Genomic DNA, 12,006 nt, shown 5'->3' on the forward strand with positions numbered 1-12,006 from the left:
GCTCTTTAAAAATCTGGATCAAGCTGAAAATTGAAACGACACACAGTTAATGTGTGTTCGAGTNTCTCAAATTTTCGCAATCAGAAGTGAAACATCTTCGGGTTGTGAGGTTAAGCGACTAAGCGTACACGGTGGATGCCCTGGCAGTCAGAGGCGATGAAGGACGTGCTAATCTGCGAAAAGCGTCGGTAAGGTGATATGAACCGTTATAACCGGCGATGTCCGAATGGGGAAACCCAGTGCAATTCGTTGCACTATCGTTAACTGAATACATAGGTTAACGAGGCGAACCGGGGGAACTGAAACATCTAAGTACCCCGAGGAAAAGAAATCAACCGAGATTCCCCCAGTAGCGGCGAGCGAACGGGGAGCAGCCCAGAGTCTGAATCAGCTTGTGTGTTAGTGGAACGGTCTGGAAAGTCCGACGGTACAGGGTGATAGTCCCGTACACCAAAATGCACAGGCTGTGAACTCGAAGAGTAGGGCGGGACACGTGGTATCCTGTCTGAATATGGGGGGACCATCCTCCAAGGCTAAATACTCCTGACTGACCGATAGTGAACCAGTACCGTGAGGGAAAGGCGAAAAGAACCCCGGCGAGGGGAGTGAAAAAGAACCTGAAACCGTGTACGTACAAGCAGTGGGAGCACCTTCGGGTGTGACTGCGTACCTTTTGTATAATGGGTCAGCGACTTATATTCTGTAGCAAGGTTAACCGTATAGGGGAGCCGCAGGGAAACCGAGTCTTAACTGGGCGTTAAGTTGCAGGGTATAGACCCGAAACCCGGTGATCTAGCCATGGGCAGGTTGAAGGTTGGGTAACACTAACTGGAGGACCGAACCGACTAATGTTGAAAAATTAGCGGATGACTTGTGGCTGGGGGTGAAAGGCCAATCAAACCGGGAGATAGCTGGTTCTCCCCGAAAGCTATTTAGGTAGCGCCTCGTGAACTCATCTTCGGGGGTAGAGCACTGTTTCGGCTAGGGGGTCATCCCGACTTACCAACCCGATGCAAACTACGAATACCGAAGAATGTTATCACGGGAGACACACGGCGGGTGCTAACGTCCGTCGTGAAGAGGGAAACAACCCAGACCGCCAGCTAAGGTCCCAAAGTCATGGTTAAGTGGGAAACGATGTGGGAAGGCACAGACAGCCAGGATGTTGGCTTAGAAGCAGCCATCATTTAAAGAAAGCGTAATAGCTCACTGGTCGAGTCGGCCTGCGCGGAAGATGTAACGGGGCTAAACCATGCACCGAAGCTGCGGCAGCGACACTATGTGTTGTTGGGTAGGGGAGCGTTCTGTAAGCCTGCGAAGGTGTGCTGTGAGGCATGCTGGAGGTATCAGAAGTGCGAATGCTGACATAAGTAACGATAAAGCGGGTGAAAAGCCCGCTCGCCGGAAGACCAAGGGTTCCTGTCCAACGTTAATCGGGGCAGGGTGAGTCGACCCCTAAGGCGAGGCCGAAAGGCGTAGTCGATGGGAAACAGGTTAATATTCCTGTACTTGGTGTTACTGCGAAGGGGGGACGGAGAAGGCTATGTTAGCCGGGCGACGGTTGTCCCGGTTTAAGCATGTAGGCTGGTTGTCCAGGCAAATCCGGATAATCAAGGCTGAGGTGTGATGACGAGGCACTACGGTGCTGAAGTAACAAATGCCCTGCTTCCAGGAAAAGCCTCTAAGCATCAGGTAACATCAAATCGTACCCCAAACCGACACAGGTGGTCAGGTAGAGAATACCAAGGCGCTTGAGAGAACTCGGGTGAAGGAACTAGGCAAAATGGTGCCGTAACTTCGGGAGAAGGCACGCTGGTGTGTAGGTGAAGTCCCTGCGGATGGAGCTGAGACCAGTCGAAGATACCAGCTGGCTGCAACTGTTTATTAAAAACACAGCACTGTGCAAACACGAAAGTGGACGTATACGGTGTGACGCCTGCCCGGTGCCGGAAGGTTAATTGATGGGGTTATCCGTAAGGAGAAGCTCTTGATCGAAGCCCCGGTAAACGGCGGCCGTAACTATAACGGTCCTAAGGTAGCGAAATTCCTTGTCGGGTAAGTTCCGACCTGCACGAATGGCGTAATGATGGCCAGGCTGTCTCCACCCGAGACTCAGTGAAATTGAACTCGCTGTGAAGATGCAGTGTACCCGCGGCAAGACGGAAAGACCCCGTGAACCTTTACTATAGCTTGACACTGAACATTGAGCCTTGATGTGTAGGATAGGTGGGAGGCTTTGAAGCGTGGACGCCAGTCTGCGTGGAGCCAACCTTGAAATACCACCCTTTAATGTTTGATGTTCTAACGTTGGCCCCTTACCGGGGTTGCGGACAGTGTCTGGTGGGTAGTTTGACTGGGGCGGTCTCCTCCCAAAGCGTAACGGAGGAGCACGAAGGTTAGCTAATCCTGGTCGGACATCAGGAGGTTAGTGCAATGGCATAAGCTAGCTTGACTGCGAGCGTGACGGCGCGAGCAGGTGCGAAAGCAGGTCATAGTGATCCGGTGGTTCTGAATGGAAGGGCCATCGCTCAACGGATAAAAGGTACTCCGGGGATAACAGGCTGATACCGCCCAAGAGTTCATATCGACGGCGGTGTTTGGCACCTCGATGTCGGCTCATCACATCCTGGGGCTGAAGTAGGTCCCAAGGGTATGGCTGTTCGCCATTTAAAGTGGTACGCGAGCTGGGTTTAGAACGTCGTGAGACAGTTCGGTCCCTATCTGCCGTGGGCGCTGGAGAATTGAGGGGGGCTGCTCCTAGTACGAGAGGACCGGAGTGGACGCATCACTGGTGTTCGGGTTGTCATGCCAATGGCACTGCCCGGTAGCTAAATGCGGAAGAGATAAGTGCTGAAAGCATCTAAGCACGAAACTTGCCCCGAGATGAGTTCTCCCTGAGACTTTAAGTCTCCTGAAGGAACGTTAAAGACGATGACGTTGATAGGCCGGGTGTGTAAGCGCAGCGATGCGTTGAGCTAACCGGTACTAATGAACCGTGAGGCTTAACCTTACAACGCCGAAGATGTTTTGGCGANTTGAGAGAATTTTCAGCTTAGATTCAGAGTTGAGTACGCAATAATTTGCGCAGCAGCAAGGCGACAAGCGACGGAAAGGAAGGAGCATACNNAAGTATGTGACTGACTTTACGAGCGCAGGCAACGCAGCTGATGCGATAAAGAATTGCGTACTGAGCACAAAGAATTTGCCTGGCGGCACTAGCGCGGTGGTCCCACCTGACCCCATGCCGAACTCAGAAGTGAAACGCCGTAGCGCCGATGGTAGTGTGGGGTCTCCCCATGTGAGAGTAGGGAACTGCCAGGCATCAAACAAGTGAAGAGCCCATCCTGCCGGATGGGCTTTTTGCGTTTCTGTCGTCCGGCCAGCGTGCCGGTATGTCTCCCCGGTGGCGCTGCGCTTACCGGGGCTACGGATCCGACACGGGGCTACGTCCCTGTGGCCGGACAAGGTGCGCAGCACCGCCTTTATTGCTTCGCAAAATAGCGTGACGAATGCTTGTGGCATGGTCAACCGGATAGTGAATTTACCGGATGATACAAGTCGGAAAATAATTATCAGCAGCTACGATTAATATTATTTCTTTATTTCAGCGCCATTATATTGTGCTCCGGTAAAATAATGATGCGGCCTCTTCCTCCCACAAAATAACGCGTTTACGCTTCAGAAAAAATATTTCCGTGACTGGATACTTCGCTTCCGGATGTATTGTGGCGAACGGTATGCTTCTTCCCTGTTTTTGTCTAAATGAGCTTTATCTTTAACACTTTGTTAACTTGATCTGGTTTATATGGCAGCAAATTTGATATACAAAGGGGGATGATTGCCTGTATGGATGCTGCCCGAAATACCTTGCGAAACATAGACTGGTTCTCGGCTGGCAAATGAGAATAGAAATGAAAATCCTGCTTAACTGGTCGCCATTGCGCCAGCTCTTCACTTACATTCAGGAGCGCTTTACCTTTCTGGTGCTGCTCTGCTGGCCAGCGATTATCTGGTTGTTCTGCCGGGTCGGCGTGTGGCTCACCGATAACGTTTATGAACTGCTGGGAAAATCACCAGCCCAGTCCTTCACCGTGTATCTGCAGCCGTTTATGACCCCCGGCACGCTGCTGCGCATCTCCATCAGCTGGGTGGTGTTGCTGTTCATTCTCTTCAGTATGGCGATGGCCTTCACCTGGGGTTTACGTCGCTTTATGAATCGCCATAAATAAACCATTCGGCCGCCGTAAGTCGACGGCCCTTCTTAAGCCTTTATGCCATCTCACCAATAGTCTTACGAAAACGCAGCAACGCGATAGTAAAGAACACTCCGCCGATAGCCAGCAAGGTTAAGAACTGCGGCCAGACGATGGCGAAGCTGGCGCCTCGATACAATATCGCCTGCGCCAGGCTGACGAAGTGGGTGGTCGGCATGGTCAACATAATATCCTGTACCAGCTGCGGCATACTTTCTCGCGGCGTGGATCCGCCGGAGAGCATCTGCAGCGGCAGTAAGACCAGGATCATCAGCAGCCCCAGCTGCGGCATCGAGCGGGCGAGGGTGCCCATAAAAATGCCGATCGAGGTAGTGGCGAACAGGCTGAGCGCCACCCCCAGCATAAACAGGGGAATCGACCCTTCAATGGGCACCTGCAAAATCCCCTGTACCATCAGTATCAGTGACAACCCGGAGACCACCAGCACCACCAGGCCCATCGACCAGATCTTGGCCAGCATAATTTCAAACGGCGTGATCGGCATCACCAGCAGATGCTCAATGGTGCCATGTTCCCGCTCGCGGATCAGCGCCGAACCGGTGAGGACAATGGCCAGCATGGTGATATTGTTGATGATCGCCATCACCGCGCCAAAGCGCTCCTGCTCAAGGTTAGGATTAAAACGCATCCTGACCGCCAGCTCTACCGGCAGCACGCTGTTATCCCGATAGCGGGCGATAAAACTGTTTACTTCGCCGGTGATAATATTCTGGATGTAACCGTTGCCGGTAAAGGCCTGACTCATGCGCGTGGCGTCGACGTTGACCTGGATTTCCGGCTGCCGATCGGCCAGTACATCGCGCTGGAAGTTAGGCGGGATGTTGATGGCGAACGTGTAGCGCCCGGCATCCAGCCCGGCGTCCATCTCATCAGCGGTGATCAGCTCCGGCTCAAGAAACCAGGGACGGTAAAAAGCGTTAATAATGCGTGAGGAGAGCTGGGATTTATCCATATCAGCAACCGCGATCGGCGCCAGGTGCAGCGAACCGGGCATCACCGTGGCCGAGGAGTACACCGACACGGTAAACGCAAACACGATCAGCGCCAGCATAGCTTTATCACCGAGCAGGCTGCGCAGTTCTTTGACGCCAAGATTATAAATATTGCGTAATCCGCGCATCATCCCTCCTGTTTCTGCAGCAGCAGCACGCTCAACCCGAGCACCAGCGGCACCGCAATCAGTAGCGGAATGAATGAGCCCCACAAATCGCTAATATTCAGCGCTTTCGAAAAGGTCCCGCGGGCGATAGTCAGGAAGTGGCTGGTCGGGTAGATTTGCCCAATCCAGCGTCCGGGACCTTCCAGCGAGGCCACCGGATCGATCATTCCGGAAAACTGGGTTGCCGGGATCAGCGTAATAATCGCGGTACCGAAAATAGCGGCGATTTGGCTCTTCATAAAGGTTGAGATCAGCAGCCCCAGACCAGTGGCAATGGTGACATACAGCAGCGCCGCCAGGGTCAGCGTCAGGAAACTCCCCTTATGCGCGACGCCAAAGACAAAGACCGACAGCGCGCACAGCAGGAAGAAGTTAAACATCCCCAGTACGATGTAAGGCAGCTGCTTGCCGAGCAGGAATTCGCTGCGGGTGGTTGGCGTCACGTACAAGTTGATAATCGATCCGAGCTCTTTCTCACGCACTACGCTCAGGGCGCTGAGCATCGCCGGGATCATCATCAGCAGCAGCGGGATCACCGCCGGGACGATGGCCGGCAGGCTCTTCACATCTGGATTGTAGCGATAGCGGGTCTCGATGGAGATGAGCGAGGTATCGCGCTGCGGGCTGCTCTGCCGGCCGGCCATCTCCTGCAGCCAGGCCAGATGCATCGCCTGTACGTAGCCGCGCACGGTTTCCGCGCGGTTGGGCATCGCGCCGTCCACCCACACGCCGATTTGCACCGGCGTGCCGCGGGCGATATCGCGGCCAAAGTTCGGCGGGATCTCTATCGCCACCGCCAGCTCGCCGTCGCGCATCCGGCGGTCCAGTTCGTCATAGCTGCGCAGCGGCGCCTGTTCGATAAAGTAGCGTGAGCCAGCGAGATTCTGCGACCAGCCCTGGCTGCTGAGGGTTTGATCGCGGTCGAGGACGGCAAAGCGCAGATCCTCAACGTCCATGCTGATCCCATACCCCATGATAAACATCAGGATCACCGTCCCCAGCAGCGCCAGCGTCGATCGTACCGGATCGCGGCGCAGCTCCAGCGCCTCGCGGCGGCTATAGCTAAACAGCCGGCGAAGACTGAAGGCCTGCCGTGGAGTCGTGTGTCGGGAATACGATGCCACAGCAGACGTGGGTTCTTCTGGTACTGGAGAGGACGGCTGGGCCTCTTTAAGCCAGGCGATAAACGCCTCTTCCAGGCTGTTTGAACCGCGCTGCTCGACCAGCGCCTGCGGCGTATCGCTGGCCAGCACTTTGCCGGCGTGCATCAGGGAGATACGATCGCAGCGTTCCGCCTCATTCATAAAGTGGGTGGAGATAAAAATGGTCACTTGATCCTGCCGCGCGAGGTCTACCATCAGCTGCCAGAACATATCCCGCGCCACCGGGTCGACGCCGGAGGTCGGCTCGTCGAGGATCAGCATCTCCGGGCGATGGATGACCGCCACCGCTAACGACAGGCGCTGACGGATCCCCAGCGGCAGATCGGCGGGAAGCGCGTCTTCAACCTCGGTCAGCATAAAGCGCTCGCACATTTCCGCCACCCGGCCGGGGATTTCGCCGTCCGGAATATGGAACAGGCGGGCGTGCAGCTCGAGGTTTTGCCGGACGGTCAGCTCGCTATAGAGCGAGAAGGCCTGCGACATATAGCCCACCCGCTGGCGGGTGGCGATATCCTTCGGGTCGACCGGCTGGCCGAACAGCCAGGCTTCACCTTCGCTGGCGGGCAGCAGGCCGGTGAGCATCTTCATGGTGGTGGATTTGCCGCAGCCGTTGGAGCCGAGGAAGCCGAAGATTTCACCGCGGGCGATGCGGAAATTAACGTGGTCGACGGCAACAAAGTTGCCAAAGCGCATGGTCAGGCCGCGCGCTTCGATGGCGATCTCTTCCTCACGGCTGTCGCGCGGTGGGATAACTACCGCCCTATGCGCCTGACGCTGTGCTTCTGGCAGCAGGGCGATAAACGCCTGCTCCAGGGTCTGGCTGCCGGTCTGGGCTTTGAGCTCTGCGGCGCTGCCGGTCGCCAGCACCTCGCCGGCGTTCATCGCCACCAGCCAGTCAAATCGCTCGGCCTCTTCCATGTAGGCGGTAGCGACCAGCACGCTCATATCCGGCTGGCGCTGACGAATATTGTCGATAAGCTCCCAGAACTGCGCCCGGGAGAGGGGATCGACGCCGGTGGTCGGTTCATCAAGGATCAGCAGCTGCGGATCGTGGATCAGCGCGCAGCACAGGCCGAGCTTTTGCTTCATCCCACCGGAGAGTTTTCCGGCGGGGCGATCGCGAAACGGCGCCAGCCCGGTACTCTGCAGCAGCTCGTTGATGCGCAGTTCGCGCTCGGCTTTATCGTGGCCGAACAGGCGGGCGAAGAAGTCGACGTTTTCATACACCGAGAGAGTGTGATAGAGGTTTTTCCCCAGCCCCTGCGGCATCCACGCGATTTTCGGACACACCTCGCGGCGGTGATGCACATCGCGCATATCGCCGCCAAGCACCATCACGTTCCCCTGCTCGATGGTCCGCGCCCCGGCGATCAGCGAAAGCAGGCTCGATTTGCCGACGCCGTCCGGGCCAATCAGGCCAACCATACGCCGTGCCGGGATCGCCAGACTGATATCGCGCAGCGCGATGGTGGCGCCAAACTGCTGACCAACATGTTCCAGCAGGGCGACGGGGGGCGAGGTATCCTGCGGCGTCAGTTTCATTGCGGCAACCTCACCGCCAGGGCTTCAGGCCAGGGTTGTTGTTTATCCAGCCGTACGTAAGCCATACCGGGCAGGCCGGTTTTGACATACTCCAGGTGTTGCGCCAGCAGCTCCGGCGGGATACGCGCTTTGACGCGGAACATTAGCTTCAGGCGCTCGTCGCTGGTCTCGACCGTTTTCGGCGTGAACTGGGCGACGCTGGCGACAAAGCTGATATTGGCCGGGATCACCAGATCCGGCGCGGCATCAAGGACCAAGCGCGCTTCGCTGCCGAGCGCCAGCAGACCTGCCTGTTCGGTGGGCAGAAAAAAGGTCATATAGACATCGGCGAGATCGACCATGTTCAGTACCCGGCCACCGGCGGCCAGGACTTCGCCTGGCTCAGCGACGCGATACTGAATGCGGCCATCGCGGGGGGCTTTGAGCTCGCTATCGTCAATATCGGCGAGGATCCGCCGCTCGGTCGCCTGGGCGGCTTCGACGCGGGTTTGCGCCTGATTAATGCTGGTGCGGGCAGCTTCGATGGCGGCGCGGGCGGCGGAGACCTGGGCTTTCGCCGATTCCAGCGCCGCGCGGGCGCTCTCTGCGGCCGCGCGATCGTCATCCAGCTGCTGGGCGGAGACGGCGCCACGCTGGGAGAGGGTGTTGGAGCGAACATGGCGTTTCGCCGTGGAATCCAGCTCCGCCTGGCGCTGCTTCACTACCGCTTCGCTGGCACGCATTTCACTTTGTCGCTGATCGAGCAAGGCTCTGGCGGCCAGGACCGCGCTTTCCGCTTCCTTGATTTGCGCGGCGGCTTCAAGACGCTGCTCGTTCAGTACCCGGGTATCCATTCTCGCCAGCACCTCTCCCTGGTGCACGAACTGACCCTCTTTGACCAGAATGGTGTCGATACGCCCGGCGATTTTACTGGCAATATCAACTTCGGTGGCTTCGATTCGGCCGTTGCTGCTGGCAAACCCCGCCGGGAGTCCCGGCGGGCGCAGCAGCCACCATGCGGCGGCGGCGAGCACCACCAGTAAGCCGACAAAATACCCTGCCCAATGTTTCTTTATTTTGTCCATACGCGACTCGCTTGATTCCCTGTGCTGAGTGGTGCGCGTGTTTCCTCCGGCGGGCGGAGCGTCCTTCTTGCGAAGGACGAAAAAGTGGAGGGAGGGCCGCTGACGCCGCGCTCTGCCGCGCCGATGCGCAGCCGCTCGCTGGGCTACTTATGTGGTCATCATCAGCGATCCTGGCCTTAATGAAACACGCATAGTGAGAGCTACCGTTAACGCGATAGTAACAGCCGGGGCGATATTGTCCATACGAAAGACAGGGTCTTGTCGGCGTGTTAACAAAATTATCCGCACAGGGAGTATTTCACCATCTCAGAACAGCACCGGCAGACCCAGCCCACGCTTCACCTCATGCAGCGTCTGCTGTGTGAGGTGGTGGGCGCGTTCGCTGCCCTGGCGCAGCAGTTCCAACAGCATCCCTTTATCCTGAATAAAAGTGGCCCTGCGTTCGCGGATCGGCGCCAGTAGCGTCTGCAAGCAGGTCTCCAGCTCATTCTTACACTGGCGATCGCCCAGCCCGCCGCGCTGATAGTGGGTTTTCATCTCTGCCACCCGCGCCTTATCGCTGTGGAATGCATCGAGATAGGTAAACACCACGTTGCCCTCGACATGCCCCGGATCGCTGACTCTCAGGTGCGTCGGGTCGGTATACATCGCGCTGACCGCGTGGTGGATTTCCTCCTCTGTGGCCGATAACGTCAGCGTATTGCCCAGCGATTTCGACATTTTGGCGTTGCCATCGACGCCCGGCAGGCGACTCACTTCGCTGAGTAGCGCCTTGCAGTGGCGCAGCACCGGCTCGCCGGTGAGGCTATTCATCTTGTGGACGATCTCGTTGGTCTGCTCAATCATCGGTAGCTGATCGTCGCCCACCGGCACCAGTTCGGCCTTGAACGCGGTGATATCGGCCGCCTGGCTAATCGGATAGGCGAGAAAACCCACCGGCAGCGAGCGGGCGAATCCCTTCTGGGCAATCTCATTTTTGACCGTCGGATTACGTTCTACGCGGGCGACGGTGACGATATTCATATACAGCGCGCTGAGCTCCGCCAGCGCCGGCAGGGCGGACTGCAGGCAAATAGTGGTGAGCCTGGGGTCGATGCCGACGGCCAGATAATCGGCCATGACTTCGAGGATATGGTGGCTGATTTTTTGCGGATTGCTGCCGTTGTCCGTGAGCCCTTGCAGGTCGGCGATCAGGATAAATTGCTGGTGGTTATGCTGCAGCGCGACGCGCTGGCGCAGCGAGCCGACGTAGTGGCCAAGATGCAGCTGGCCGGTCGGGCGGTCACCGGTGAGGATGGTTTGTGGATGGTTCATCAAGAACTCCTTATCAGACTGTTCAGCCGAAAGACGTCCTGAAAACACCAAAGCCGCCTTCCGGCGGCTTTGAAAATGGAAACGTGTATCGTGCCGCCTGTTATGCAGGCAGCCACCAACGGCGGGGATAGGTAACGATAACGTTTCTGTTCATAGGGAGTATCCTGCCACGGAAGGGGCTGGAGGCGCAATCAAAAATCACATACTTTTCCTGGTGTTATTTATGTGATTGTTTTTCGGTAAATAACGAAGCGTGAAAAATATATTTTCTCTGCGACCCGATCATTATTCTGGAACAACAAACTATGTTGCATTTTTTTTGTGAAAAAGATCACGCCACAGGATTATAGTATTATTATCCATATTTATAGCTGGAAATTACCTGTCTGCTGTTACAGCTTGTGTTTATTCTCTTCTAAATTATTAACATTATTACAATTTCNATCTATTTTTCCGCTTTGCGTCATACCCCTGTCTGACTACAACGTATTGAGGCTAATTATTATGCATAAACGTCTGGTCGTTAATATTTTTTCATCCTTGCTGTTGGGGGCTGCGCTTATTTCCGCGCCGGTATATGCGGCGGAAAAAACCGTAGTCAATATTTCAAAAGTGGACGGCATGCCATGGTTTAACCGGATGGGTGAAGGGGTAGTCCAGGCCGGGAAAGAGTTTAACCTCAACGCCTCCCAGGTAGGGCCGTCCAGCACCGATGCGCCGCAGCAGGTGAAAATTATTGAGGACCTGATTGCACGTAAAGTGGATGCCATCACTATCGTGCCTAACGATGCCAACGTGCTGGAGCCGGTATTCAAAAAAGCCCGTGACGCCGGCATCGTGGTACTGACCAACGAATCGCCCGGGCAGCCGAGCGCCAACTGGGATGTGGAGATAATCGATAACGAGAAGTTCGCTGCTGAATACGTGGAGCATATGGCCAAGCGGATGGGTGGCAAAGGCGGCTACGTTATCTATGTCGGTAGCCTTACGGTACCGCAGCACAACCTGTGGGCCGATCTGCTGGTGAAATACCAAAAAGAACATTACCCGGACATGCATGAAGTCACCCGCCGAATGCCGGTGGCGGAAAGTGTTGATGATTCCCGCCGTACCACGCTCGATCTGATGAAAACTTACCCGGATCTGAAAGCGGTGGTCTCTTTTGGTTCGAATGGCCCGATTGGCGCGGGGCGCGCGGTGAAAGAGAAGCGTGCGAAAAATAAAGTCGCGGTCTACGGGATGATGATCCCCTCGCAGGCGGCCTCTCTTATTAAGAGCGGCGATATTACCGAAGGGATCACCTACGATCCGGCGACAGCCGGCTATGCCCTCGCGGCCGTCGCCAGCACCCTGCTGAACGGCAAAACCATTGAGCCGGGATTTGAACTGAAAGAGCTCGGTAAAGCGGAGGTCGATAGCGACAAGCATATTATCCGCTTCCATAAAGTGCTGCTGGTAAATAAAGACAATATTGATTCGCTCTACTAATC

6 protein-coding genes and 2 rRNA genes are annotated in these 12,006 nt (G+C 56.1%); 4 read left to right on the forward strand and 4 right to left on the reverse strand.

The genetic code is table 11. The features are described from left to right. The first annotated feature begins 108 nt into the window (after nt 1-108). The 3 genes from VZP09_RS23725 (at nt 109) to VZP09_RS23735 (ending at nt 4,229) form a co-directional block, all read left to right on the forward strand. Nucleotides 109-3,010: ribosomal RNA gene (locus VZP09_RS23725) — 23S ribosomal RNA — on the forward strand. Nucleotides 3,011-3,205: 195 nt separating this feature from the next. Next, nucleotides 3,206-3,321 (forward strand): 5S ribosomal RNA (gene rrf / locus VZP09_RS23730). Between the two features lie 590 nt (nt 3,322-3,911). Next, nucleotides 3,912-4,229 (forward strand): hypothetical protein, encoded by a 318-nt coding sequence (locus VZP09_RS23735; protein ID WP_002887322.1) that lies wholly within the window; start codon nt 3,912-3,914, stop codon nt 4,227-4,229. A gap of 40 nt (nt 4,230-4,269) precedes the next feature. Here the strand turns inward: VZP09_RS23735 and VZP09_RS23740 are convergent, their stop codons facing one another. The 4 genes from VZP09_RS23740 to trpS all read right to left on the reverse strand — a co-directional run bounded on the left by VZP09_RS23740 (nt 4,270) and on the right by trpS (nt 10,516). Next, on the reverse strand, nt 4,270-5,394 hold the full coding sequence (locus tag VZP09_RS23740) for an ABC transporter permease (RefSeq protein WP_002887327.1): 1,125 nt from the start codon (nt 5,392-5,394) through the stop codon (nt 4,270-4,272). Further along, nucleotides 5,394-8,138 (reverse strand): ribosome-associated ATPase/putative transporter RbbA, encoded by a 2,745-nt coding sequence (rbbA, locus tag VZP09_RS23745; RefSeq protein WP_064277476.1) that lies wholly within the window; start codon nt 8,136-8,138, stop codon nt 5,394-5,396. The genes VZP09_RS23740 and rbbA overlap by 1 nt, the downstream gene beginning before the upstream one ends. Next, the gene (locus VZP09_RS23750; RefSeq protein WP_064277475.1) at nt 8,135-9,202 is read right to left on the reverse strand and encodes an HlyD family secretion protein; all 1,068 of its coding nucleotides are present in this window, start codon (nt 9,200-9,202) and stop codon (nt 8,135-8,137) included. Before VZP09_RS23750 ends, rbbA begins: the two co-directional genes overlap by 4 nt. 306 nt (nt 9,203-9,508) lie before the next feature. Continuing rightward, nucleotides 9,509-10,516: a tryptophan--tRNA ligase gene (gene trpS / locus VZP09_RS23755; RefSeq protein ID WP_031592140.1), complete on the reverse strand. Its 1,008-nt coding sequence runs from the start codon at nt 10,514-10,516 to the stop codon at nt 9,509-9,511. Between the two features lie 504 nt (nt 10,517-11,020). Between trpS and VZP09_RS23760 the strand changes: the two genes are divergently transcribed. Beyond that, complete coding sequence (locus tag VZP09_RS23760) at nt 11,021-12,004, forward strand: autoinducer 2 ABC transporter substrate-binding protein (RefSeq protein ID WP_002887349.1); 984 nt, start codon at nt 11,021-11,023, stop codon at nt 12,002-12,004. Nucleotides 12,005-12,006: the final 2 nt, after the last annotated feature.

Origin of the sequence: Klebsiella sp. EMBS2024 (assembly GCF_036233805.1) — a bacterium.
In the GTDB taxonomy this organism is placed as follows: Bacteria; Pseudomonadota; Gammaproteobacteria; order Enterobacterales; family Enterobacteriaceae; genus Klebsiella; species Klebsiella pneumoniae.

What these genes read in the sequence shown, in the direction of transcription:
- VZP09_RS23735 (WP_002887322.1), top strand. Translation starts at nt 3,912, where the DNA reads ATGAAAATCCTGCTTAACTGGTCGCCATTGCGCCAGCTCTTCACTTAC.
- VZP09_RS23740 (WP_002887327.1), bottom strand. Translation starts at nt 5,394, where the DNA reads ATGCGCGGATTACGCAATATTTATAATCTTGGCGTCAAAGAACTGCGC.
- rbbA (WP_064277476.1), bottom strand. Translation starts at nt 8,138, where the DNA reads ATGAAACTGACGCCGCAGGATACCTCGCCCCCCGTCGCCCTGCTGGAA.
- VZP09_RS23750 (WP_064277475.1), bottom strand. Translation starts at nt 9,202, where the DNA reads ATGGACAAAATAAAGAAACATTGGGCAGGGTATTTTGTCGGCTTACTG.
- trpS (WP_031592140.1), bottom strand. Translation starts at nt 10,516, where the DNA reads ATGAACCATCCACAAACCATCCTCACCGGTGACCGCCCGACCGGCCAG.
- VZP09_RS23760 (WP_002887349.1), top strand. Translation starts at nt 11,021, where the DNA reads ATGCATAAACGTCTGGTCGTTAATATTTTTTCATCCTTGCTGTTGGGG.